The 24753-nt window shown below is 63.2% G+C and carries 23 protein-coding genes; 8 read left to right on the forward strand and 15 right to left on the reverse strand.

Annotated features, from left to right (window positions below; translation table 11 throughout):
* Positions 1-64: 64 nt before the first annotated feature.
* Both EIC84_RS19905 and EIC84_RS19910 read left to right on the forward strand, forming a co-directional pair.
* Positions 65-988 carry an RNA polymerase sigma-70 factor gene (locus tag EIC84_RS19905; RefSeq protein ID WP_003066917.1) on the forward strand — a complete coding sequence of 308 codons (924 nt, stop codon included), beginning with the start codon at positions 65-67 and terminating at the stop codon, positions 986-988.
* 231 nt (positions 989-1219) lie between these two features.
* Positions 1220-1717, forward strand: a complete 498-nt coding sequence (locus EIC84_RS19910; protein WP_003066920.1) for a carboxymuconolactone decarboxylase family protein — start codon at positions 1220-1222, stop codon at positions 1715-1717.
* 160 nt (positions 1718-1877) lie between these two features.
* On the opposite strand, the gene EIC84_RS19915 is transcribed toward EIC84_RS19910, so the two are convergent.
* The 5 genes from EIC84_RS19915 to EIC84_RS19935 form a co-directional block, all read right to left on the reverse strand.
* Positions 1878-2861: a tripartite tricarboxylate transporter substrate binding protein gene (locus EIC84_RS19915; protein ID WP_003066923.1), complete on the reverse strand. Its 984-nt coding sequence runs from the start codon at positions 2859-2861 to the stop codon at positions 1878-1880.
* A gap of 99 nt (positions 2862-2960) precedes the next feature.
* The gene (gene tcuB / locus EIC84_RS19920; RefSeq protein ID WP_003066926.1) at positions 2961-4169 is read right to left on the reverse strand and encodes a tricarballylate utilization 4Fe-4S protein TcuB; all 1209 of its coding nucleotides are present in this window, start codon (positions 4167-4169) and stop codon (positions 2961-2963) included.
* Between the two features lie 3 nt (positions 4170-4172).
* Positions 4173-5624 carry an FAD-dependent tricarballylate dehydrogenase TcuA gene (tcuA, locus tag EIC84_RS19925; RefSeq protein ID WP_003066928.1) on the reverse strand — a complete coding sequence of 484 codons (1452 nt, stop codon included), beginning with the start codon at positions 5622-5624 and terminating at the stop codon, positions 4173-4175.
* Between the two features lie 292 nt (positions 5625-5916).
* Complete coding sequence (locus EIC84_RS19930; protein ID WP_003066929.1) at positions 5917-7302, reverse strand: GntP family permease; 1386 nt, start codon at positions 7300-7302, stop codon at positions 5917-5919.
* Positions 7303-7604: 302 nt separating this feature from the next.
* Positions 7605-8543 carry a LysR substrate-binding domain-containing protein gene (locus tag EIC84_RS19935; protein WP_003066931.1) on the reverse strand — a complete coding sequence of 313 codons (939 nt, stop codon included), beginning with the start codon at positions 8541-8543 and terminating at the stop codon, positions 7605-7607.
* A 53-nt stretch (positions 8544-8596) separates the two neighbouring features.
* Between EIC84_RS19935 and mnmA the strand changes: the two genes are divergently transcribed.
* A complete protein-coding gene (gene mnmA, locus EIC84_RS19940) occupies positions 8597-9727 on the forward strand; it encodes a tRNA 2-thiouridine(34) synthase MnmA (protein ID WP_003066933.1) in 1131 nt (376 codons plus the stop codon).
* A gap of 14 nt (positions 9728-9741) precedes the next feature.
* Here the strand turns inward: mnmA and EIC84_RS19945 are convergent, their stop codons facing one another.
* The 4 genes from EIC84_RS19945 to EIC84_RS19960 all read right to left on the reverse strand — a co-directional run bounded on the left by EIC84_RS19945 (position 9742) and on the right by EIC84_RS19960 (position 13870).
* Positions 9742-10938, reverse strand: a complete 1197-nt coding sequence (locus EIC84_RS19945; RefSeq protein WP_003066935.1) for a hypothetical protein — start codon at positions 10936-10938, stop codon at positions 9742-9744.
* Positions 10939-10956: 18 nt separating this feature from the next.
* Positions 10957-12876 carry an ATP-binding protein gene (locus EIC84_RS19950; protein ID WP_237704465.1) on the reverse strand — a complete coding sequence of 640 codons (1920 nt, stop codon included), beginning with the start codon at positions 12874-12876 and terminating at the stop codon, positions 10957-10959.
* A 21-nt stretch (positions 12877-12897) separates the two neighbouring features.
* Positions 12898-13590, reverse strand: coding sequence for a response regulator transcription factor (locus EIC84_RS19955; protein WP_034347946.1), 693 nt, complete (start codon positions 13588-13590; stop codon positions 12898-12900).
* A 61-nt stretch (positions 13591-13651) separates the two neighbouring features.
* Complete coding sequence (locus EIC84_RS19960; protein WP_003066944.1) at positions 13652-13870, reverse strand: hypothetical protein; 219 nt, start codon at positions 13868-13870, stop codon at positions 13652-13654.
* On the opposite strand from EIC84_RS19960, the gene EIC84_RS19965 reads away from it, so the two are divergent.
* The gene (locus EIC84_RS19965; RefSeq protein WP_003066946.1) at positions 13869-14561 is read left to right on the forward strand and encodes a TerC family protein; all 693 of its coding nucleotides are present in this window, start codon (positions 13869-13871) and stop codon (positions 14559-14561) included. The genes EIC84_RS19960 and EIC84_RS19965 overlap by 2 nt on opposite strands.
* Before the next feature lie 74 nt (positions 14562-14635).
* Here EIC84_RS19965 and EIC84_RS19970 read toward each other — a convergent pair whose 3' ends face one another.
* The 4 genes from EIC84_RS19970 to EIC84_RS19985 form a co-directional block, all read right to left on the reverse strand.
* A complete protein-coding gene (locus EIC84_RS19970; protein WP_003072350.1) occupies positions 14636-15061 on the reverse strand; it encodes a barstar family protein in 426 nt (141 codons plus the stop codon).
* Positions 15062-15203: 142 nt separating this feature from the next.
* A complete protein-coding gene (locus EIC84_RS19975; RefSeq protein WP_003066953.1) occupies positions 15204-15623 on the reverse strand; it encodes a ribonuclease domain-containing protein in 420 nt (139 codons plus the stop codon).
* Between the two features lie 207 nt (positions 15624-15830).
* Complete coding sequence (putP, locus tag EIC84_RS19980; RefSeq protein ID WP_034362391.1) at positions 15831-17321, reverse strand: sodium/proline symporter PutP; 1491 nt, start codon at positions 17319-17321, stop codon at positions 15831-15833.
* A 160-nt stretch (positions 17322-17481) separates the two neighbouring features.
* The gene (locus EIC84_RS19985; protein WP_003066956.1) at positions 17482-19950 is read right to left on the reverse strand and encodes a penicillin-binding protein 1A; all 2469 of its coding nucleotides are present in this window, start codon (positions 19948-19950) and stop codon (positions 17482-17484) included.
* A 266-nt stretch (positions 19951-20216) separates the two neighbouring features.
* On the opposite strand from EIC84_RS19985, the gene EIC84_RS19990 reads away from it, so the two are divergent.
* On the forward strand, positions 20217-20702 hold the full coding sequence (locus tag EIC84_RS19990; RefSeq protein WP_003066958.1) for a glutathione peroxidase: 486 nt from the start codon (positions 20217-20219) through the stop codon (positions 20700-20702).
* 66 nt (positions 20703-20768) lie between these two features.
* Here the strand turns inward: EIC84_RS19990 and EIC84_RS19995 are convergent, their stop codons facing one another.
* Positions 20769-21680, reverse strand: coding sequence for a LysR family transcriptional regulator (locus tag EIC84_RS19995; protein ID WP_003066960.1), 912 nt, complete (start codon positions 21678-21680; stop codon positions 20769-20771).
* A gap of 131 nt (positions 21681-21811) precedes the next feature.
* Between EIC84_RS19995 and EIC84_RS20000 the strand changes: the two genes are divergently transcribed.
* The 3 genes from EIC84_RS20000 (at position 21812) to ycaC (ending at position 24183) form a co-directional block, all read left to right on the forward strand.
* The gene (locus tag EIC84_RS20000) at positions 21812-22732 is read left to right on the forward strand and encodes a pirin family protein (protein WP_003066962.1); all 921 of its coding nucleotides are present in this window, start codon (positions 21812-21814) and stop codon (positions 22730-22732) included.
* Between the two features lie 87 nt (positions 22733-22819).
* Complete coding sequence (locus EIC84_RS20005) at positions 22820-23515, forward strand: isochorismatase family protein (protein ID WP_003066964.1); 696 nt, start codon at positions 22820-22822, stop codon at positions 23513-23515.
* A 38-nt stretch (positions 23516-23553) separates the two neighbouring features.
* Positions 23554-24183 (forward strand): isochorismate family cysteine hydrolase YcaC, encoded by a 630-nt coding sequence (gene ycaC / locus EIC84_RS20010; protein ID WP_003066966.1) that lies wholly within the window; start codon positions 23554-23556, stop codon positions 24181-24183.
* Positions 24184-24286: 103 nt separating this feature from the next.
* On the opposite strand, the gene EIC84_RS20015 is transcribed toward ycaC, so the two are convergent.
* Positions 24287-24685: a helix-turn-helix domain-containing protein gene (locus EIC84_RS20015; RefSeq protein ID WP_034362398.1), complete on the reverse strand. Its 399-nt coding sequence runs from the start codon at positions 24683-24685 to the stop codon at positions 24287-24289.
* Between the last annotated feature and the right edge of the window lie 68 nt (positions 24686-24753).

Raw genomic sequence — 24753 nt, forward strand, 5'->3', positions numbered from 1 at the left:
GCGTCTAAGGCTTGGTGCCTGTCACACTGGGTGGCTGGCCCGGCCTATTTGCAGGAGACATCACGTGAGCCCCAATTCCCACACTGCGCCGCCCGCCGATGCGGGACTGCAGGATTTCGAGCGCCATCGTCCGCGCCTGTTCGGGCTGGCCTATCGCATGCTGGGCCAGCGCGCCGAGGCCGAGGATCTGGTGCAGGATGTCTGGCTGCGCTGGCAGGACAGCGAGCGCACCTCCATTGCCCAGCCCGAGGCCTGGCTGGTGACCACGGCCACGCGGCTGGCCATAGACCGGCTGCGACGCCTGCGCGTGGAGCGCGAGCACTATGCGGGTTTCTGGCTGCCCGAGCCGCTGGTCCAGCCCTGGACCGAGGCCGCTCCCTCTGCCGAGGAGCTGCTGGAGCAGGCCCATGATGTTTCCACGGCGCTGCTGTTCGTGCTGGAGCAGCTGACGCCCGAGGAGCGCGCGGCCTTTTTGCTGCGTGAGGTCTTCGATGCCGACTACGCCGAAGTGGCCCAGGCGCTGGGCCGCAGCGAGGCCGCCTGCCGTCAGCTGGTGCACCGTGCGCGTGCCCATGTGAAGGCCGGACGGCCGCGCTTCGAGGCACCCGCACAAGCCCATGCCGAGCTGCTGCGCCGCTTTGCCCAGGCTGCGCGGGGCGGCGATCTGGCGCAGATCCAGGCGCTCTTCGCGCCCGATGCCGCGCTGATCAGCGACGGTGGCGGCAAGGTGGCATCCTTTGGCCGTGTGCTGGAAACCGGGCGTCGCCTGGCGCTGCTGTACTTCGCCACGGCCCGGCGTCTGCGCCGCGACGGGCAGGAGCAGACCCTGCATCTGGCGCGGGTCAACGGCCTGCCGGGTCTGGTGCGATGCGTGGACGGCCAGGTGGAGTCGGTGCAGACGCTGCTGGTCGAGGACGGACTGATCCGGCGCATCTACACGCTGCGCAATCCGGACAAGCTGACCCGCGTGCTGGTGCCGGCTGCCTGAGGAGCTGGGCCTGTCGCAGAAGGCGAAAAACAATAGCTGTTACCGACAGTCAGTCAATACATTCAGATTGTTTTATCGCTGAGTTTGTTTCATGCAGAGCGATAGCAGCTATGTTTATTGATAGCCAGGCGATGGATGACGAGGCCTGTCACAAACCGCAGCGCTGCCGCGTCTAAGAGGTATGGGCCGGCCGCAGGGGCGGGCCTGCAATGTCCCTCAAGGAGTATTCACATGGCCGACATCGCCAACCCCACCGCCAGCCCTATTGCCATCCCCACGCCGCGCCTGGACTTCCGTGCGCTGGCTCCCGAGCTCTACAAGGCTCAGGCCGGCCTCAACGCCCAGATCGCGCGCTCCAGCCTCGGTGTGCAGCTGCTGGAGCTGGTCTATCTGCGCGTCTCGCAGATCAACGGCTGCGCCTTCTGCGTGGACATGCATGTGCGTGAGCTGCTGTCGCGCGGCGAGGACCTGCAGCGCATCAACAGCGTGGTGGTCTGGCGCGAGGTGGACTTGTTCGAGATGCGCGAGCGCGCCGCGCTGAACTGGGCCGAGCGCTGCACCCAGCTGAGCCAGGCCCATCCCGGGCAGCAGGACTTCGAGGCCCTGCGCCCCTACTTCAGCGAGCGCGAAATCGTGGAGCTCAGCTACGCCATCGGCTGCATCAATGTCTGGAACCGTCTTTGCGTGGGCTTTGCGGCTCCCGTGGAGAAAAAGCCCATCACAGTCTGAGCGGCTGTACGGCTTCCCCCGTTGCACGGCGCCCGTGGCACGGCGCCTCTCTCGCTGCGGGAGCGGCGCGGCCGTCGCCGCCCTGACTTGGATTGCGCCCAATTCATGCGTTATGCCATCGGCGCGAGCGGGTTTGTGCTCTCAGATCGTGAACACGCTCTCAGTTCTGGGTGATCTTGCGTTCCTTGACCACCTTGCCCCATTGCTCGTATTCCTTCTTCATGAAGGCCGCGAACTCGGCCCGCGTCGTGGGCTGGGGCGTCAGGCCGTGGACCTTGAGCGCCTCGGCCACGCCGGGGTCCTTGAGCACCTTGACGATTTCCAGGTTCCAGCGGTCCAGCACGGGCGTGGGGGTCTTGCCGGGGGCGACGAAGGCATACCAGTTCAGCGCCTCGAAGCCGGGGAAGCCGGCTTCGGCCACGGTGGGAATATTGGGCATGTAGGCCGGGCGCGTCAGGCCCGTTGTGGCCAGCGGAATCAGCTTGCCGGTCTCGACATGCGGCAGGGCCGTCGGGGGCGCGGCAAAGTAGGATGTGACGCGCTCGCCCAGCAAGTCCTGCAGGGCCGGTGCACCGCCCTTGTAGGGCACGTGAACCATCTCCACGCCAGCGCGCTGGTTGAACAGCTCGCCTGCCAGATGCGAGGCCGAGCCCGCGCCGGTGGAGGCATAGTCCACGCTGCCGGGGTTCTTCTTGGCCTTGGCCACGAACTCGGCCAGGTTCTTCACGCCGGCGCCCCTGTGCACCACCAGCACATTGGGGAAGTTCACGCCGCCAGAGATGGGCGCCAGATCGGTGAAGGGGTTGTAGCCCACCTTCATGATGTGGGGGGCAATCGTCAGCGGGCCGATGGAGCCGAACAGCAGCACCGAGCCGTCGGTCGGCGCCTTGGTCACGAACTGGTGGGCGATATTGCCGCCCGCGCCGCCCTTGTTGTCCACCACCACGGTCTGGCCGATGTTTTCGCCCAGCTTCTTGGCAATCATGCGCGCCGCCGCGTCGGCGGCGCCACCTGCGGCAAAGCCCACGACCAGGGTCACGGGCTTGTTGGGCAGCCAGTCGGGAGCGGCCTGTGCCGCCGAGCCCAGGCTCAGCAGAGAGGCGGCCACGGCCGTGGCGCGCAGGAAATGGCGTTTGTTCATCATGGGATGTCTCCTTGGTCGGAAAGGAATGCCGGTATTCCGGCTGATTTTTTGAAGTGACCGGCATGAGAAGCCATGCCGGCCCGTGGTTTTTTCAGACCTTCAGTCGGCACCCAGACCGATGGGGCTGGGTTCGCGCTTTTCGGTGTTGTGGCGCAGCAGGGCAGCCGTGCGGAACACGCCGTGGGCAAACTTGCCGTAGGGCAGGGTGGCAAACAGCGCAATCACGGCGCCCAGGTGCAGGCACAGCAGCAGTGCCAGCGCCGGCGTGGCGCGGCCCAGCCATAGCGCGAGGCCGCTTGCGGCCACCAGGAACAGCAGGGCGATGAAGCCGAGGTCCATGGGCTTTTGCTTGGCGTCGCCATGCAGCGGATGGCGCGCGCGATTCAGCATCCAGAGGCCGGCCGTGCCGATCATCAGGCTCACGCCGCCCAGGGCGCCCAGAATCTTGGGCAGGCTGGGCAGCTCGTAGGGAGCGGGCAGATCGAAGACATAGTGATAGACCGTGGCCAGACCAGTGGCTGCAAAGCACAGCATGAAGCCGTAGAAGGTCAGGTGGTGGAAGCGGCGACGCTTCAAGGTGTACTCGTCGTCCTCGTTGTGGCAGCCGTCGCCATGGCCGCCGTCCAGGTATTTCAGGCGCAGCACGTCGTGTGTGGCTTCGGCAGCGGCGGGGCCGCTGACATCCACATTGCTGGTGGCGGGCTTCACATCCTTCCAGAAGCGGCGCACGCCCATGGACAGCGCAAACACCACGAACAGGAACACCGGCGCAAAAATGCCGACCAGCAGATTGTGCGGGAACAGGTTGTAGAAGTTGTTGCCCAGATTGCCGTTCCACAGCTGGCCAACACCGCCTTGCGCGGCGACGGCCAGCGCAAGGAACAGGAAGAGGCCGGCGACCAGTGCCAGGGACAAGGTCAGACCGTTCTTCTGGTACAGCTTGCCCATGGCGGGCGGCCAGGCATAGTCGGCATAGGTCTGGCCGCGCACTTCGGCCATGGCCTTGGGAATGTTGATGCCGAATTCGTGCGGCGGCGCGTACTGGCAGGCGTGCAGGCAGGCGCCGCAGTTGTGGCAGAGATTGGCCAGGTAATGCACATCGGCCTTGCCGAACTCCAGACGACGCGTCATGGCCGGGAATACGGCGCAGAAACCTTCGCAATAGCGGCAGGCATTGCAGATCTGCATCACGCGCGCCACCTCGTCTTCGGCAGCGGTTTCCGTTGGGGCGGGGAGGATGGGAATCACCTTGCCGGTGACCAGGGTCTGGGCTTCCTTGCCCAGTTCTTGCAGGGATTGGATGCTCATGACTCAGACCTCATCTTTCACAGCGCCGTGCACGGCGTCTTTGCCTTGTGCTGCCAGGGCGGCGTTGCGCCCGGCAATGCGGCCAAAGGCTGTGCCGATCGACATGCCCACACCGGCCGTGTAGCCCTTGCCCAGCACATTGCCGGCCATCATTTCGCCGGCCACGAACAGGTTCTGGCTGGGTTGATCCCTGAAGCGCACGGCGGATGTGTCGTCCACCTTCAGGCCCAGATAGGTGAAGGTCACGCCCGGGCGCAGCGCGTAGCCGTAGTAGGGGCCGGTATCGAGCGGGCGAGCCCAGTGCGTCTTGGCCGGAGCCAGGCCTTCGGTGTGGCAGTCGTCCAGCGCGGTATGGTCGAAATGGCCGACCTTGCAGCTGCTGTTGTAGGCGTCGAGGGTGGCCATGAAGCGGTCCACGTCCAGACCCAGCTTCTGTGCCAGCTCGGGCAGGGAGTCGGCCTTCACGCCAGGGAACACCGGTGGCATGAAGCGGCCTATGGCCTTGCTGTCGATGATGGAGTAGGCGATCTGGCCGGGCTGCTGGGCCACCAGACGGCCCCAGATCGCATAGCGCTTGGGCCAGAAGTCCTCGCCCTCGTCATAAAAGCGCTGGGCATCGCGGTTCACCACCACGCCCAGCGAGACGCAGTCGATACGCGTGCAGATGCCGCCGTCGTACAGCGGAGCGCGGGCATCGATGGCCACCATGTGAGCCTGCGTGGGATCGCCCAGGCCGTCGGCCTGCTGCTCTTGCAGCATATGCTTGAGCAGCACGCCCTGGTTGAAGGCCGTGCCGCGGATGATGAAGTTGTCGGCCGGCCATTCGCCGCGCTCGTTCTGGCCCCAGGCCTCGCGCAGCCATTCGCGGTTGGACTCGAAGCCGCCGGCCGCCAGCACGCAGCTTTTGGCCGTGATGCGCTGGCTGCCATCCTTGGTCTTGACCCAGGCAGCCTGGAACCGGCCGTTCTCGATTTCGAGCTTGTCCACGGGCGACTCGTAGCGGATTTCCACGCCCAGCTTTTCGGCGCTGCGGAAATAGGCGTTCACCAGCGCCTTGCCGCCGCCCATGAAGAAGGCATTGGTGCGAGCCACATGCAGCGCGCCCGACAGCGGCGGCTGGAAGTGCACGCCATGCCTGCGCATCCAGTTGCGGCAGGTCGAGGAGGCCCGGATCACCATGCGCGCCAGATGCTCGTTGGTGATGCCGCCCGTGACCTTGAGCAAGTCCTGCCAGTACTCTTCTTCGGGATAGGCCTCGACCAGCACGTCCTGGGGAGCGTCGTGCATGCAGCGCAGATTGCGGGTGTGGCCGGAGTTGCCGCCACGCCATTCGCGCGGAGCGGATTCAAGCAGCAGCACGCGGCTGCCGGCTTCGCGCGCCATCAGCGCGGCGCACAGGGCGGCATTGCCACCACCGATGACGAGTACATCGGTGTCAAAGGCTTCAGTTTTCATGATGGGCTGCCACGGGGCGATGCCTGCAGCGGTTCAACGTGGGTGGATGTCCTCTGTCATTTCCGCTGCCGGAGCGCGGTTGACGGGGGCAGATTGGAGTTGAACGCCACTGTAGTGAGCACCGCCTCACCCGTGCAGCGGGGCTAGGGGATGGGGGTATCACCAATCGTGATGGATTGGTTGTGCCGCAGGCGGAAGCCGGCGCGATGCGGCCATGTGCCACAGGCGGTGGCCCGGCAGCAGGTACCGGGGCCGCTGCGCTGCAGCCCCGGTGTGGCCTAGACAGCCAGCCTCAATGCACGGTGACGAGCGCGTTGAAGAGCAGCACCATGATCAGGCCCACCACGGCTACGATGGACTGCACGACCGAGATGGTCTTGGTGGCTTCGCCCATGGTCATGCCGAAGGACTCCTTGACCATCCAGAAACCGGCATGGTTGGCATAGTTGAAGAACAGCGAGCCGCAGCCGATGGACAGGGCCAGCAGAGGCAGGTTCAGGCTGGGGTCGGCCCCCGCCAGCGGCGCCAGCAGGCCGGCGGCGCCCACGATGCCCACGGTGGCCGAGCCGGTGGAGACGGACAGCAGCATGGCGATCAGCCAGCCCAGGATCAGGGGCGGGAAGGCGAACTGCTGGGTCAGATGGACGATGGCATCACCGACCTTGGCGCTGGTCAGCATCTGCTGGAAGGCGCCGCCACCGGCAATGATCATGATGATGGAGGCAATCGGCTTGAGGCTCTTGCCCAGCGCGTCGCGCAGCTTTTCGGTATTGCCGCCACGGGCCATCACCAGGGCCACGATGGCGAACAGCACGCCCAGCAGCATGGCGATCAGGGGATTGCCCAGGAAGCTGGCCACATGCATGGCTGCCGCATCCTTGGGCAGCAGCATCTCGGCGACGGCGTGGATCAGCATCAGAATGGCGGGCAGCAGGGCCGCCAGCACGCCCAGGGCAATGCTGGGCTGCTGGCCGGCAGTGGCTTTCTCGGTGATGGTGAATTGGTCGAGCAAGGCCTGGTCGGGCTTGGTGCTCATGCGCGGGGCGATGAAGGCGCCGTAGAGCGGGCCGCCGAGAACCATGGCCGGGATGGCGGCCAGAAAGCCGTACAGCATGGTCGGGCCGACCGTGGTCTTGAGGGTGGCGATGGCGGTCAGGGGGCCGGGGTGGGGCGGCACCATGCCGTGCATGGCCGCCAGTGCCGAGATCACGGGCACGCCGACGTAGACATAGGCCGAGCCCTTGAAACGGGCCTGGCCTTCCAGCTTGCGCGCCACGCTGAAGATCAGCGGCAGCATGACCACCAGGCCGACCTCGAAGAACATGGGGATGCCGACGATGAAGGCCACCAGGGTCATGGCCCAGGGGATCATGCGATCGGAGGAGTGCCTGAGAATGGCTTCGGCGATCTGCTCGGTGATGCCTGCATCGGCCAGGATCTTGCCCAGCATGGCGCCCAGCGCGATCACGACGCCTACGGCGCCCAGCGTTTTGCCCGCGCCATTGGTCAGCTGCTTGACGATGGTTTCCGGATCCATGCCGGTGGCAAAGCCGACGCCGACCGAGACTATGAGCAGGGCCAGCAGCGGGTGCAGCTTGATGCGTGAAACGATTAATGCAACCAGCACCAGCACGCTGACCAGGGCGGTCAGCAGCAGCTGAATATCGAGAGATGTCATAAATGAACCTTGGTTTTGGCTGGCTGTCCTGAAGCGCACTTCACATCCAGCACGAGGCAAGGCTCATATTAAAAAAGCGCACTCGCACCCGCTGTAGGCTGGCGCCGTCGGCGGGGTGCAAGATGGATGTCGAGATGCGGCCCAGGGGGCGCAACAGCAATGTTGTAATGAAGATCTAGGTTTGCCACCAGGTATGAGCTTCACATGGCAACAAAGTTGCTGTGGAAATTACGTAAGCGCTGTCAGGGCCCGGATTCTGATTTCCGGCTGCCCCGTCGCATGCCGGCTGTTGGAGAGCGCGCTCAATCCGTCAGGGAGGCGCCGCGCCAGACTCCGGACTGCACCAGCTGGCGTGCGCAATCCATCAGCACTACGCGGGCGGCAAGAGCTGCTGGCGAGAGCTCGTCGTCCGACAGGCTGCACAGCGCGGCCTTGCGCCGCACCGAGTCATCGGCGATCTGGGACCACTGAAAACGCTCGGCAGCATCACGGTACATGCCCACGGCTGACCAGGGCTGGACTGTGGCGCCCATGCCGGCATCGACCGCTTCCATCAGCAGGGTGAGCGAGTCGATCTCCATGGCCATCTGCGACTGAAAGCCGGCACTGGTGAACGAAGCCATGATGGAGCTGCGCAGGCCGTGGCTGCCCGAGGGCAGGATCAGCGGCACCTGCTGCAGCTGCTCCAAGCTGATGGGCACTTCATGCTGAATCTGCGGCGCCACCGGTTGCTGGCGCGACTGGATCAGAAACAGTTGCTCTTCCAGCAGAGGCATCACGCTCCATCGCCGGGCGCTCTGAGTATCGAAAAGGATGGCCAGATCCAGCTGTCTGGCGTTGAGAAGACTCGTCAGATGCCCCGAGAGGGCTGACACCATGTGCAGACGCACCTCGGGGTAGCGCTCGCGCATGGCACGCATCAGCGGCAGGCCCAGCACATTCGCAATCGTGGGGGACAGGCCCATGCTGACGGCACCCGACAGCCGGGCCTGCTGGGCTGCGTGAATGGCCTGCTGGGCATGGCGCAGGGTCAGCTGGGCCTGGTGGAAAAAAGCCTGGCCGGCCTCGGTGGGGATGACTCCGCGTGGTGTGCGCTGCAGCAGCCGGGTCGAGAGTTCCGACTCCAGGCGGCTGATCTGCTGGCTCAGCGCCGACTGCACCATGTCCAGATCCAGCGCTGCCCGGCTCATGGAGCCCAGTTCAACAATTCGTACAAAGTAGCGCAGCTGGCGCAGTTCCATGGCAAATCCTCACGCCCGCAGCAGTTGACGGGCGCTGGGATAATCGCATACCTATGAGCAACAAGCAGCGTGTCGTGGTGGGTTTGTCGGGCGGTGTGGATTCCGCCGTCACCGCCTATCTTCTCAAAAAGCAGGGCCACGAGGTCGTCGGCATCTTCATGAAGAACTGGGAAGATGACGACGACAGCGAGTACTGCTCGTCGAATATCGACTTTGTCGATGCGGCGGCCGTGGCCGACGTGATCGGCATCGAGATCGAGCATGTGAACTTTGCCGCAGACTACAAGGACCGCGTGTTTGCCGAGTTCCTGCGCGAGTACCAGGCCGGTCGCACGCCCAATCCGGACGTGCTGTGCAATGCGGAGATCAAGTTCAAGGCCTTTCTGGACCACGCCATGCGCCTGGGAGCAGAAAAGATCGCCACCGGCCACTATGCACGCGTGCGCCAGAATCCGTCCACCCAGCTGTTCGAGCTGCTCAAGGGCCTGGATAACAGCAAGGACCAGAGCTATTTCCTGCACCGCCTGAACCAGGCCCAGCTGTCCAAGGCCATGTTCCCCGTGGGCGAGCTGCACAAGACCGAGGTGCGTCGCATTGCCGAAGAGATCGGCCTGCCCAATGCCAGGAAGAAAGACTCGACGGGCATCTGCTTCATCGGAGAGCGCCCTTTCCGCGACTTCCTGAACCGCTATATCAGCAAGGAGCCGGGTCTCATCCTGGACGACCGCAACCGCAAGCTGGGCAAGCATGTGGGTCTGTCCTTCTACACGCTGGGCCAGCGTTCGGGTCTGGGCATTGGCGGCGTCAAGGAAAAGGGCGCTGCCCGTGGTGCGGGCGACCATGCGCCCTGGTTCGTGGCACGCAAGGAAATGGACAAGAATATTCTGCGCGTGGTACAGGGCCATGACCATCCGCTGCTTCAGTCGCATGCCCTGCTGGCCGATCAGGTCAGCTGGGTGGCGGGCCAAGCTCCGGCCGAGGGCAAGGCCTACGGCTCCAAGACCCGCTACCGTCAGCCCGATTCGCCTGCGCTGATTTCCCAGGCCACGGAGGCCGGCTTCCGTCTGGACTTTCCCGAAGCGCAATGGGCTGTCACCCCTGGTCAGTCCGCCGTGCTCTATGACGGCGATGTCTGCCTGGGAGGCGGCATCATTGCGCAGGTCGATCCTGCGGCCGCTCGGTAATCGATAGGTAGGCGCTAGTAGTCGCGGTTTTCATCAAACCACTGCTGGGCCTGCTCATCCGTCAGCTTCAGTGACAGCGCCGCAGGCAGTTGTGCCAGTTGCTGCACGGCCAGCCCCAGGTCTTCACGTTCGCTGGTTTCAATGCCTTTGACTGTGTTGAAGCGGGCGGTAAAGGCTGTCAGTGCAGCTTGCACATGGCCAAGGTTGCTGGCTGTGCCAATTTCTTGTTCAGCCAGCTCATAGGCTGCATGCGCAATCCTGGCACGGGCTGTGGGCCAGCCCGCAAATGGCCGCCCATATTCCTTGGCCCACCATTCGGGCTTGCGCAACTGGCTGACGGATGTGTAGTCAGCCCAGGGTCGAGCCTTGGCCCGGTCCTTGAGTTGCTGGCGCAGGTGTTTGCCAGTGGCTTCTTCCACGTTGTAGGCGATGAAGAAGTCCAGCTCCGGCCAGGTCGGCAGCGCAGGCAGTCCCGACAGATGGCGCATAAAACGCAGTGATAGCGCCTTGAGCTGCGTACATGATGAAAGCTGAGCCAAATCGCTGTGGTTACCCCACAGGGAAAGCGATTCCAGCTTCGAAAACTGCAGCAGGTTTTGCAGCGAAATGGGTTGCTTTCCCGCTCCATTGCGCAGCTCCAGCGTGGCGACCTGTTTCAGGCTGCCCATGTCGGGCAGCTGAAAGGCTTCATCGGCCGGGTTCTTGCTGGTGGCCGGGCTCAAACTCAGGCTTTCAGGCAGGCCTGCGGTGACGGTGATTTGCTCCAGATTGCCCTGCAGATGAAGGCGCATGCCCTGCTGCGGCAGCTTCAGGTGGATGTGGCCCTGATTGCCCGCTTGCAGATGAATGCTCAGTTCGCGAATCTGTGACTGGCTGGCGTCGATATGTACATCTTGCTGTAGCTGTGGGTACCAGCTGAAGTTTTCGATAGTACGCAACTGCGCCCATGTGAAGAAGCCGCTGTCATTGCCCGTGTAGTAGAAGCTGCGTGGCCAGGGCGAGCCGGCGGGCGTGGCAAAGGGGTCAAAGCAGGACCAGAGCACGCAGGCGTCGACAGGCAGCCACAGGTCCGCTGTTTTCAACAGCGTCCTGGGGCCAAGGGTCAGGCTGCCCTGGCCGGGGCTGGTTTTGAGCCTGTGCGGCGCGTCAGGCGTCAGCTCAAGGGTGAAGACGCCGTCTTCATGCGGTGTTCCGTCGATAAGCAGGGGCATGCAGAAAGCTTAGCGCAGTTACCAGATGCTCTGGGGAGACGGCACGGCGCTCTGTACTTCGGTGTGACGTTGCACCTTGCCGAACAGCGGCAGGCTGGCTCGCAGCTCGGTGCGGCCGGGGCTGGACTGTATGACCAGAGTGCCTTGCAGGCGCTCCAGTCGCGCCAGCATGCTGCGCATGCCCACGCCCATGCTGTTGATCTGTGTGCTGTCCAAATCAAAGCCTGTGCCGTTGTCCTCGATCTGCAGCTGCAACTCCCCGGAATCGGGAGTCTCCAGCCGAACCTGGACTTGGCCGGCGTGGCTGTGCTTGATGACATTGGTCAATGCCTCTTCCAGCACGCGGGTCAGCGTCAGGCACTGAATGGGGCTGGGCGCGTGGGTCCAGTATTCGGGCAGACACCACTTCACCTGAATGTCCAGCTCCTCGAACAGCCGTGCAAAGCGGTGGCGCAGCGGAGCAAGCCACTGCATGGGTGTCTCGGGAACCTGGATGGCGGTGCTGGTGCCGGTATCAATCATCTGACGCAGGTCGTCACGCATGAGCTTGAGCATGGACAACACCTGGGCATTGGGCAAAGGGGCGCTGCTCTGCTCGACCAGCGCAATGGAACGCACCAGAGAGCCACCCAGGCCATCGTGCAGATCCTGGGAAATGCGCAGACGCTCCTGCAGGCGCGAGTGGCTCAGAGCCAGATGGTGTTCCCTCTCCAGGGTCTGGCTCAGGTCGTCGCAGGCCTGTGTGACGGTGAGACTGAGTTCGTGGTTGAAGTGCTCGATGCGGCGCATATTCCACACGACCTGCCGCCCCAGCAACCACGCGATCACCAGCATGCTCAGCAAGGTGGTGTAGGGAGTCAGCGTCAGATTGTGATCCAGGGTCTTGGTCAGCAGCAGCAGATCGTGCACGCCGATGGCCAGGTAGAGCACGAAGCAGAGGCTGAAAGCGATGTGGGCTGGCGTGCGTGTCTGCAGCGCGCGCAGTGGAAACAGCAGGCAGACCAGAGCGCAAAGACAGAACATCAGCAGCCAGACGGCCTGGCTCAGCGCCATCTGTGCATCGGGCACAGACAGGGCGAATACAGCACAGAGGCTGCATATGCCGGCCAGCGTACGTTCCAGACGCATGAGGCGTAATTCCGCAAAGCGCAGCGTAAAAATGCAGAAAGTGTAGGTAAAGGCAATGAAAACCAGCAAATTGCCCTTGGCAAAGGCCGGCGTACTGCTGAAGGGCCAGGGATCAGTCATGACCATAAAGCAGAGCATCAATGCCCAACACATCAGATTGAGTGCGTACCAGCCATAGAGTTTTTGATTGCGGTTGTGGAGCCAGGCAAACGAAAACAGCAGACACAGCACCAGGCTGACCGTGATGCAGACCATATAAATGGTGCGCAGGTTCCAGGTGGCCTGCGCCGTCCATTGCTTGAGCTCGGCTGGATGGCCTATGCGCAGCCGCCCCAGGCCTGGCGTCTGGCTGCTGAGCCCGTGGACGCGCACCCAGATGCTGTTGCCCTGCTCCTTGAGCAGCGCCTTGGGCAGCAGCCAGTAGCGTGGCATATTCCAGCTGCGGCTCAGCGGCTCCACCAGCGATTGATCGCGCCAGATCAGTTCTGAATTCACGAACACCTCGCCCGCCATCACGATATTGACGACGGCCAGCGCCACGGGCTGATCGCGCCCGCAGGGGCTCTCCCAATCGATGCGGTACCAGGCTGCACCGTCATAGCCGGGCCAGCGTTGACTCCAGTCATCCAGCCCCGGCACATCCACCCATTGCAGCAAGGCCGCATCGGGTGGAGGCCCCTCGGGTAGTGCCTTGGCCGATTGGCGGGCCACAATGCGCGGTTCACAGAGCAGGTCCTGAGGCCTGAGCTCCTGTGCCCAGACCACGCCGCAATTCCAGCCCATGACGAGCGCAAATATCAGGCGGAGCATGAGAGCCGACCGCTTGAACATTCAGCTCAGCAAACCGCGTGCCCGGGCCTCGCTGACCGCCTTGGTGCGCGAAGGCACGGCCAGCTTGCGGTAAATATTCTTCACATGGCATTCCACGGTGTAGCGCGAGAGAAAGAGCGACTCTGCGATCTCCCGGTTGGTCATGCCGTCTGCGACCAGCTTGAGGATCTGGATTTCGCGGGCGCTGAGTATGGCTTCGGGCGGCATCTCCTTGTGTGCTTCCGTGGGCTGGGAAGGCTGCAACTCGGCAATGATGCGCCGTGCAATGAAAGGGTCGATGGGGGCGCCACCGCGCAGCACACTGCGTATGGACAGGGTGACCTCCAGGTCGTCGCGCTCCTTGAGCACATAGCCGTTGGCCCCGGCACGCAGCGCCGACAGAATGGCATCCTCGGTGCTCCAGGCGGAGATGACCAGAATTCCCATGCCGGGATCGGCGGCGCGCAACTGGCTGATCAGCTCTATGCCGCTGCCGTCGGGCAAGCCCAGGTCCACCAGTGCCATGGCGACCGGATGCTCCGCCAGCCGGGCGCGTGCCTGCCCCAGGGTTGCAGCAAAGATGAGAGCATCATCCGCATATCCGAGGCCATGCAAAATGCTTTCCAGCCGATTGCGGATCAACGGCTCATCCTCCACCACGATCAAGGGGCTGGGGAGAATGGACTCTGTAGGGAGGGAAAAAGTCTCTGCCATATTGTGTGAGGTGCCGCTGGTTTTCGTATCCCACTGTTACCGAGATCAAGTCGCTTGGCTATCACTGAAAACTGGTAATTTGAGGTGCCTGCGGAGTCTGTCCCAAAACGAAAGCGAACTCCGTGGCCCGCAATTCCCATGACGTCAGAAGCAATACGCCGATAGCGGCTCCAAGAGGCAGTTGGCTAAACTTCCCTGCATTGATCACGCCTGGCTTTGCAATGCCGGGCGTTTGTCCGTTCAAGGTGCAACGGACAGAGAACTCAGGAATATTTTCCATGGATGCCATGCTCGGTGCCGATTTCTGGATCGGCTTGTTCAAGATCGTCTGGATCAACATCATTCTCTCGGGTGACAACGCGGTGGTCATCGCTCTGGCCGCACGTGGCCTGCCGCCGCAGCAGCAGAAAAAAGCGGTGCTGCTCGGCTCCGGTGCCGCCGTGGTGTTGCGTATTGCCTTGACGGTGGTGGCAGCCAAGCTGATGCAGCTGCCATTCGTCGAGGTGATCGGTGGCCTGTTGCTGCTGTGGATTGGCGTGGGCCTGCTCAAGGGCGAAGATGAAGAAGAGGATTCCGGCAGCGTGGCCAGGCAGGGCATGATGGCTGCCGTTCGCACCATTTTGCTCGCCGATCTGGTCATGAGTCTGGACAATGTGATCGCCGTGGCTGCTGCAGCAGGCGGCGATATGCTGCTGCTGATTCTGGGCCTGGCCATCAGCATTCCGCTGGTCATCTTTGGCTCCACGCTGATGATCAAGCTGATGGAGCGTTTTCCGGTCATCGTCACTTTGGGCGCGGCACTGATTGGCTGGGTGGCCGGCGAAACCATCACCAGCGACCATATGCTCGAAGGTTTTGTACGGATCAATCCCTGGGCGCATTACGCAGCGGCCGCTTGCGGCGCCGTGCTGGTGATTGCAATGGGCAAGTGGATGCAGCTCAAGGCCGCCGCTCAGGGCGGCACAGCCTGAGCCTTTGGTTCTGAAAGCAAAAACGCCCGCATTCAAGGCGGGCATTTGGTGTCGTGTGCGCCGCAGCAGCCGACCTATAGGAATGAGTAAAAGCAGCGGAAGGGAATCTTGCGCTCTGCCCAGAAGTCCGCAGTATCGCGGAACACGTCCAGCAACTGCTCGCGCACTTCCTTGTCGAACTTGGGAGTGGTCGGAATCTGGTCGAGCACCACCACAAAACCGGGTTGCGGGCCGGATTTGTTGATCGGGTCGGTCATGCAGTCATACAGCGCATCCCAGTTCTTGCCAAAGTGTGCCGGCAGGTAGAACTGGGTGGACAGCAGCTCGAAAACATCGGCCTTGGTCTGGGCATGGGCCAGATTGGCATAAAGGAAATGGGAGCCCAGCGCCTCTGCTGCTGCCTGAAGATCAGGAATGCGATAGGCGCGAATGGATTGCACGATGTTCGGGCGAACATTGCGCAACGGTGTTTCCGAGGGCTTACGAAGTGGCGTGTCCATCTCCGTGATTCTTTCTAAAAACATCAAAACTGGTGGCAGAGTCGGTACTGACAGCGCTGTAGGCTGTCTGCGCAAACCGCCGCTGCGGAATTCAAGAGGTCAAAAGCCGCTGTGTGGCGGGCCTGGAGGGCGTCTTTTAACTTCATTGGACGATTTGCTGAAAGCTGTTGTAGTGGTCGCCCGTGTAGAAGCAGGCATCGGGCACCTGGGGCTGCAAGCCGCCACAGACTATGCGTCGCGCACCCCGGTTTTTCGCGCCTGGCGTGCGCACGGTGTATTCGCGGTAATAGCCTCTGGCCTGGCGCGGAAGTATGCGCTCACGGTTTCCGAATACCGTGCCGTCCTTGTCGCTGGAGAACGGGCCGCCCTGGAGGATACGACCATAGGTGGTGCGGCCTTCGCGCGGCAGTTCGGCCAGGCTCACGGTCTCAAAGCCGGGAACGGTGGCACCGACTTCCGGCGCTTTGCGCGCCAAAGCCGCAGGGGATGCCAGCGCAAAAGCGGCACCCAGCATCAACGCTAAACCCGTCTGATATACCTTGGCTGCAGCGGCCTTGAGCATTCACTAAACCTTTCAGAATCTCAGGTAATGCCTGAAATTTCGACCCGTAAGTGTGACGGATAGGCCCTGAAAATGCAAGTTGCGCCTATTTTTTGTGCACTCTGCGAGAGGCCGCTCACGGCCCCTAGAGGTTGCGTCCTGATCGCCTTGGCGACAAAAAAGCCCTGCCAGCAGTGCCGTACAGGGCTTTCTCGGAGGCCAAAGTGCTTATTCGCCGTGGGCAGCGATTTCAGCCTCCACCTCGCGGTGCTTGGCCGTGATCGTGGCAGAAGGAGCTTGGTCCAGCAGGCTGACAACTATGATTGCGATAGCAGACAACGCAAATCCGGGAACGATCTCATAGAGCTTGAACCACTGGTAATGCTGCCAGACCAGAACCGTGACCGCGCCCACGACCATGCCGGCCAGCGCGCCGTTGCGTGTCATGCGGGCCCAGAGCAGCGAGATCAGCACCAGCGGGCCGAAGGCGGCGCCGAAGCCGGCCCAGGCATTGCTGACCATGCCCAGCACCTTGGCCTGGGGGTCCTGCGCAATCAGGATGGCGATCACGGCAATCGCGAACACCATGGCACGGCCGAACCAGACCAGCTGCTTCTGGCTGGCGTTCCTGTGCAAAAAGGTCTTGTAGATATCCTGCGTGAGGGCGCTGGAGCAGACCAGCAATTGGCAGGACAGGGTACTCATCACGGCCGCCAGCACGGCGGCCAGCAGCACACCGCTGATCCAGGGGTTGAACAGCAGCTTGGCGACTTCCAGGAACACGAGTTCATGGTTGCCGTTGACGTTTGTCGCAATATCGGGGCGGCTGGCAAAGAAGGCAATGCCGAAGAAGCCCACGGCCACGGCGCCTCCCAGGCACAGCATCATCCAGCTCATGCCGATGCGGCGCGCGTTGGGAATGGTCTTGATCGACTCGGCCGCCATGAAGCGCACCAGAATGTGAGGCTGGCCGAAGTAGCCCAGACCCCAGGCCAGCAGGGAGACGATGGCGATCGCTCCCTGGCCCTGGAACATGTCGAAGGCACCGCTGCGCGCAGTTTCGATGATGGCCGCGCTGGCGCCCACGCCGCCGTCGGCATAGATGACCATCAGCGGCGCGAGGATCAGTGCGGTGATCATCAGCGAGGCCTGGATGGTGTCGGTCCAGCTCACGGCCAGAAAGCCGCCGATGAACACATAGGCCATGGTGGCCACGGCACCCACCCACAGGGCTGTCTGGTAGTCCATGCCGAACATGGACTCGAACAGTCGGGCGCCCGCGACCACGCCGGAGGCACAGTAGACGGTGAAGAACACCAGAATCACCAGCGCCGTGACGATGCGAAGCAGGCTGCTGCCATCCTCGAAGCGGTTGGTGAAGTAGTCGGGCAGGGTCAGCGCATTGCCCACCTTCTCGGTATAGACGCGCAGGCGTGCCGCCACAAAGCGCCAGTTGAGCCAGGCACCGACGCACAGGCCGATGGCAATCCACGAGGCCGACAGGCCGGTGGCAAATACCGCGCCGGGCAGGCCCATGAGCAGCCAGCCGCTCATGTCCGAGGCTCCGGCGGACAGGGCCGTGACCACCGAGCCCAGACTGCGCCCGCCCAGAATGTAGTCGGACAGGTTGGACGTGGCTTTGTATCCCGCCCAGCCTATGAGCAGCATGCCCAGCAGGTAGATGGCAAAGGTGACGATGGTTGGCGTATTGGCGGTCATGTCGGCTCCGGATCGGCGCAGCGCCATCGGCATGTGGGTTACATGCCCGGCGAAAACAAATCCGCCAGCGGCCTCCTGGTGGGAGACCTGCTGGCGGGTATCGGTCTGCAATTGGACCAGTTATTCGACAGCCCAGTGGGGCATGTGGCTGAAAACCGCGTTACTGGCTGTCCTGCGGCGCATTCAGTGGCGCGGCAGGCGGCAGTGGTGTGCCTATATCGCTCCAGCTTGAAGGCGCGGGGGGTCTGGCCGGTGCCGGCATCATCTCGCCGGGTACCAGCCCGGGGCTGCTGTCGAGGTCAGGCGGCTGGGCGTTGCTGTCGGCTGGCGCCGGCTGGCCGCCGGTCGAGGGCGGTGCGGCGGGCGTGCTTTCGATGATGTCGACCTCGCTGCCATTGCTTCTGTTGGGTGCTGGATGGGCGGGAGTTGTCGGCGCTGTGCGATCAGGGTCGTTGCCCTCATCTGCGGGCCCGCTCCATTCCTGAACCTTGTCGCGCAGACGGCCTACCAGATCGCTCCACCAGTGGCTGGTGTTGGGCTCGGTGAACCGGGCCTTGGCATTGAGTAGCGGGCTGCGCATGGCGCGCGACATGAAGTCACCCACCATGGGCAGGGCGCTGCGCGAACCCTGGCCCCATTGGTCGCTTTTGAGCGTGATGCGCGCATCGTTGAAGCCGGCCCAGGCACCTGCCACGATCTGCGGGTGCATGAGGATGAACCAGCCGTCGGCATTGCCCTGGGTGGTGCCGGTCTTGCCGGCCACATCTGCGCGAATGCCGTATTGCTTGCGAATCGCGCGGCCCGTGCCCTTGTCGATCACGGCGCGCATCATCTCCAGCAGACCGTAGTTCTCTTCCTCGTCCCAGACCTGATCGGGCTTGGGCGGGGCGAATTCGGCCAGCAGCTCGCCGTCGGCATTCTCGATACGGGTGACCAACTGGGGCGGAATGTAGCGGCCGGAGTTGGCAATGCTGCCGTAGGCGTTGACCATCTCCAGCAGCGTGACGGGGCTGGAGCCCAGGGCCAGCGAAGGCACGGGCTCCAGCGGGCTCTGGCGCACGCCCAGGCCGCGGGCCAGCTTGATGACGCGGTCCATGCCCACTTCCTGGCCCAGCTCGGCCGTGATGGTGTTCTTGGAATAGGCCAGCGCATCGGCGAGCTTCATGGGCACACCCGTGGGCTCGACGGCGTCGCTGGGACGCCATACCTCGCCGCCGGGCAGCTGGATTTCCACGGCTTCGTCCTTGCGTGTGTCCTCGGGCCTGGCGCCACGCTGCAGAGCTGCGCCATAGACAAAGGGCTTGAAGGTGGAGCCGGGCTGACGGCGCGCCTGGGCCACATGGTCGAACGCATCCTGTGCGTAGTCGCGGCTGCCCACCCAGGCCAGCACGGCCGAGGTACGCGGGTCTATGGCCAGAAAGCCGGCCTGCACGCGGGTCTTGTCCTCGCGCAGCTGCCTCATGAAGGTCTTGTCGGCCAGCAGCTTCTTGAGCGCCTCTTCTTCGCTGATATCGGAAGGCCTGCCGCTTCTGGCAAGCCTGCGAAAGGCCTCCGTCTCGCGCACCAGCTGCAGTACCAGCGCGTTCTCGGCGCTCCAGCCGTCCCGGTGGCCCCAGTTGTTGTTGGCAATGCCCTGCAGCGTTTGCATCTGGCGGTTCACGGCTTGCTGCGCCCAGTTCTGCAGGCGCGAGTCCAGCGTGGTGCGGACGATCAGGCCGTCCGTATAGATGTTGTAGTCGTGTTTGTCGGCCCAGGCGATCAGCCATTTGCGCAATTGCTGGGAAAAATGCGGCGCCATGCCCGTGGGCTCCTCCTGGCGCTCGAAGTCCAGACGCATGGGGCGTTTCCTGAGGCGCTCGAACTCATCGTCCTTGAGCTCGCCGCGCTTGACCATCTGGCTCAGCACGGTGTTGCGCCGGGCAATCGCGCGGTCGGGGTTGATCACCGGGTTGTAATAGGCATTGCCCTTGAGCATGCCCACCAGCGTGGCGCTTTCCAGCACCGTGAGCCTGGCGGCCGGTTTGTCGAAATAGGTGCGCGCAGCCATCTCTATGCCATAGGCGTTGTAGAGAAAGGGCACGGTGTTCAGATAGGTCTCGAGAATCTCGTCCTTGGTGTAGAGCGCTTCGATCTTGAAGGCCGTGATCGCCTCCTTGAGCTTGCGGTTCACATTGCGGGCGCGGCCGATTTCCGTGGGGTAGAGATTGCGCGCCAGCTGCTGGGTGATGGTGGAGCCGCCCTGGGGATTGCCGCCAAGGGTGTGGATGACCGACCCCACGGTGCGCGTGAAGTCCATGCCGTGGTGCTCGTAGAAACGATGGTCTTCGGTGGCCACGAGGGCCTTGACCACGGCGGGCGAAATCTGCTCCAGCGGCACCCACTGGCGGTTGCTGCGCTTGAACTCGCCGATCAGCTTGCCGTCGGCGCTCAGGATCTGCGCCGGCTGCTCGAGCTTGGCCTTGCGGATGTCGCTGATGCTGGGCGTGAACGGAATCAGCAGCAGCACATAGACGACAAACAGCACCGGCAAGGCCGCGGCAAACCACAGCCATTCACGCTGCGTCGGCCAGCGACGCCACCAGGGCAGGGCTGCAATGCGCTGGCCCAGAGTGCTGGCGCGAGCGCGCATCCACAAAGCTGTGGCCTGAGCTACCCATTTTTCTTTCAATTCGTTCAAGGACAAACGCACGTTGCAAGGCAGCCCGCCAAGGGCCGCAAGAAGGCAAGACTGCGAAGAATGCCCAAAAAACAGGCGCTCTGCTTGCGGGGATAGTTTTTTCTATGGTCGCAGCCCCGGTATTGTCTCCGTGGCGTGGCTGCGCGGGCTTGTTTCCAATGGTGAGATGTTTTGCCGACTGCCTTAAGCTTGGGGCTTCACTTTGGCGGGAGAGCAGCATGGCAAACAGTGTTTATGACTTTGAGGCCACCGATATCCAGGGGCGCAGCACTCCTCTGTCGCAGTATCAGGGCAAGGTATTGCTGATCGTGAATACCGCCAGTGCCTGCGGCTTCACGCCCCAGTACAAGGGACTGCAGGCACTGCACGAACAGTATGCGGACCGGGGCCTGGTGGTGCTGGGCTTTCCCTGCAACCAGTTCGGAGCGCAGGAGAAAGGCTCGGATGACGAGATCGCGAGCTTTTGCGAGCTGAACTTCGGCGTCAGCTTCCCGCTCATGCACAAGATCGAGGTCAACGGCGACGGTGCGCATCCGCTGTACCGCTGGCTCACCTCCGAAGCGCCAGGCGTGCTGGGCACCAAGTCCATCAAATGGAATTTCACCAAATTCCTCGTGGGCCGTGACGGGCAGGTGATACGCCGCTACGCGCCCCAGGACAAGCCCGAGAAGCTGGCGGACGAGATCCAGGCTGCTCTGGGCTGATGCTGCAGTTATCGTTTCGATAGCTGACGGCGATTACCCAGTAAGTGCTGGAGGCGGTTTTGGTGTTCAGTCTTCCGACAAGGTCTTGAAGGACTGGGCCAGATGGTCGAGCAGCGCGCGTACGGCGGGCAGCTGACCGCGACGCGAGGCGTAGACGGCGTGGATGATTTCGGGGCGCGGTTCCCAGCCCGGCAGCACCTGCACCAGCGTGCCGCTGCGCAGGTCTTCGCGCACGAACATGCTGGGCAGCTGGACCACCCCGGCGCCCAGCAGAGCCGCATCGCGCAGGGCCAGCATGGACTGCGTCACCAGCCGCGGCTGGTGCCTGACCTCGGCGCGCACGGCCTCGGGTCCGTGCAGCACCCAGCGGTGGGTTTCCTGCAGGCCGCCCATATCCAGGCTGGGCCAGGCCGACAGATCCATGGGTCCGCCGGGCTGACCCAGTCGCTGCAGCAGCTCGGGGGCGGCCACCAGGCATTGCCGGCGCTCGGCCAGCGTGCGCAGCACCAGGTCGCTGTCCTGCAGCGGCGGCGGGCGCACGCGCAGGGCCAGATCCAACCCCTCGCCAATCACGTCCACGCGCCGGTTGGTCTCGTCCACCTGCAGCTCCACACGCGGGTACTGGCGCATGAATTCGCCCAGCATGCGCCCCACGCGCGAGGCCAGCAAGGCCACGGGGCAGCTCATGCGCACCTTGCCGCAGGGCTCGGAATGCACCAGCGCCACGGACTCTTCGGCAGCCTCTGCCTCGGTCAGCATGGCGCGGCAGTGCTGGTAGTAGCGCTTGCCCACCTCGGTCACGGCAAAGCTGCGCGTGGAACGCAGCAGCAACTGCGCGCCCAGGCGCTCTTCGAGCAGGGCCACGCGGCGGCTGAGCTTGGACTTGGGCAGGCCCAGTGCGCGGCCTGCGGGTGCGAATCCGCCGTGCTCCACCACCTGGGCGAAGTAGTAGAGCTCGTTGAGATCGGGCAGTTTCATCGTTTTAAAAATAGAACTCTGAGACTGAATATTGTGGACTACTCAAGTCATCGTTCCAAATTCATACTTTCTCCATGTTCAACGCCTGCGACATCCACAGGGACCGCAGGCCAGCCGCAAGGAGAAATGTCATGCTCAAGAAAATCCTGGGTGTCTACGAAGCTCCCCGTCCCCACTGGGTGGGCGATGGCTTTCCCGTGCGCTCGCTGTTCAGCTATGGCGACCACGGCAAGGCCCTGAGCCCCTTTCTGCTGCTGGATCATGCAGGCCCTCAGAACTTCACGCCCACCACGGCACGGCGCGGCGTGGGCACGCATCCGCACCGCGGCTTCGAGACCGTGACCATCGTCTACGAGGGTGAAGTGGCCCACCGCGACTCCACCGGTGCCGGTGGCACCATCGGCCCCGGCGACGTGCAGTGGATGACGGCGGCCTCGGGCATCCTGCACGAGGAGTACCACTCCGAAGCCTTTGCCAAGAGCGGCGGCCCGCTGGAGATGGTGCAGCTGTGGGTCAACCTGCCGGCCAGGGACAAGATGTCCGCCCCCGGCTACCAGACCCTGTTGAATGCCGACATCCCGCAGGTCGCACTGCCGGGCGGTGCGGGTCATCTGCGTGTCATTGCCGGTGACTACCTTGGCAGCAAGGGGACCGCCTATCGCGGCCCGGCGAAGACCTTCACGCCTATCGATGTCTGGGATGTGAGGCTGAGCGCCGGAGCAGCCACCGAGCTGCAGGCCCGGGCCGGCCGCACGCTGGCGCTGGTGGTGCTGCACGGCACGCTGCTGGTCAACGGACAGGAGATTGCCCGCGCCGGACAGCTGGTGCATATGGATCGCGCTGCGGACAGCGTGCATCTGGAAGCCAACAGCGACGTCACGCTGCTGTGGCTGTCAGGCGAACCGATTGACGAGCCCGTGGTCGGCTACGGCCCCTTCGTCATGAACAGCGACGAGGAAATCCAGCAGGCGCTGGAGGACTTCCGCCGCGGCCAGTTCGGCCGCATTCCGGCAGCCGAGCGCCATGCGCCCACGGTCGTGCCGAACCACTGAGCCCTCAGTGCCACCGTATCCCCGGCCCTGCAGCGACGCGGCCGGGGAGCGAAACCCCCCTTCGTTCCCAACTCCAAGGAGACTTCCATGAGCATCCAGACCGCAGCCATCCCCGCCAATTTCAACGGCGCCAAGCCCGTGATCGATCCGGACAACGTGGCCATGCTGCTGATCGACCACCAGAGCGGCCTGTTCCAGACCGTGCAGGACATGCCGTTCACCACGCTGCGCCGTCTGGCCAGCACGCTGGCCAAGATCGCTTCGCTGGCCAAGATTCCCGTGATCACCACGGCCTCCGTGCCTCAGGGCCCCAACGGTCCGCTGATTCCCGAAATCCACCAGAACGCACCTCACGCCACCTACGTGGCGCGCAAGGGCGAGATCAATGCCTGGGACAACGAAGACTTTGTCAAGGCCGTCAAGGCCACGGGCAAGAAGCAGCTCATCATCGCCGGCACCATCACCAGCGTCTGCATGGCCTTTCCCTCCATCGCTGCCGTGGCCGATGGTTACCAGGTGTTTGCTGTCATCGATGCGTCGGGCACCTACTCCAAGATGGCCGAGGAAATCACTCTGGCCCGCATGCTGCAGGCCGGTGTGGTGCCCATAGACACCGCGGCCGTGGCCTCGGAGCTGCAAAAGACCTGGAACCGCGAAGACGCGGCCGAATGGGCACAGGCCTATACCGGCATCTTCCCCAACTACCAGCTGCTGATCGAAAGCTACGCCAAGGCGCAGGAAGTGGTACAGAACCACGAAGTGCTGGATTCCCAGCGCGTTTGATTTTCCTCACCCCTCCACTACCTCTGAAGGAGATCGTCATGAGCAACAAGCCCTATATCCGCCTCGACAAGGACAATGCCGCCGTGCTGCTGGTGGACCACCAGACCGGTCTGCTGTCCCTGGTGCGCGATATCGACCCCGACAAGTTCAAGAACAATGTGCTGGCTCTGGCCGATATGGCCGAATACTTCAAGTTGCCCACGATTTTGACCACCAGCTTCGAGACCGGCCCCAATGGCCCGCTGGTGCCCGAACTCAAGGAAAAATTCCCCACTGCCCCCTATATCGCCCGCCCCGGCCAGATCAATGCCTGGGACAACGAGGACTTCGTCAAGGCCGTCAAGGCCACGGGCAAGAAGCAGCTCATCGTCGCCGGCGTGGTGACCGAGGTCTGCGTGGCCTTCCCTGTGTTGTCGGCCCTGGCTGAAGGTTTCGAGGTGTTCGTCATTGCCGATGCCTCGGGCACCTTCAACAGCATGACCCAGCAGGCTGCCTGGAGCCGCATGGAGCAGGCCGGCGCCCAGCTCATGACCTGGTTCGGCGCGGCCTGCGAGCTGCACCGCGACTGGCGCAACGATATCGAGGGCTTGGGGACGCTGTTCTCCAACCATATCCCCGACTATCGCAACCTGATCAACAGCTACACCACGCTGACCGCAGGCAAGTAAGCCATGCAGTTTTAGAACAAAGCCCGCAAGCTTTTGCAGCCTGCGGGCTTTTTGCTGTTGATTTATTGGAATTGATAGCTGCTGACGTTTGATGGGTAAGTGCTCAAGCCTGTTTTTGCTTCAAGTCTGGCAGGCAGCTTGCGCTGCTCTGATCTGCGTCATGCATGGGCTCGGCCTGAGCAAAGTTCTTGCTGTAGGCGATGCCCCAGTTGCGCATGGCGATCAGCACCGGCTGCAGGCTGCGGCCCAGCTCGGTCAGCGCATAGTCCACACGCGGCGGCACTTCGGCATACACCGTGCGCTCGACAATGCCGGCCTCTTCCAGCTCGCGCAACTGCAGCGTCAGCATGCGCTGGGTAATGCCGGGGATGGCACGGCCCAGCTCGCCAAAGCGCTTTTTGCCGGGCAGCAGATGGAACAGGATGACGGGCTTCCAGGTGCCGCCCATCACCGACAGCGTCACCTCCACGGCGCAGCCGCTCTTGCTGTTCAATCGTTTCATGATCACCTCGCTGCAGTTCCGGACTGCAAGCATCGTAGCGCCAGCCAGCGCCCATGCATTACTTACAT

The sequence above is a fragment of the Comamonas sp. A23 genome, assembly GCF_004522605.1.
Taxonomy (GTDB): Bacteria; Pseudomonadota; Gammaproteobacteria; order Burkholderiales; family Burkholderiaceae_C; genus Comamonas; species Comamonas thiooxydans.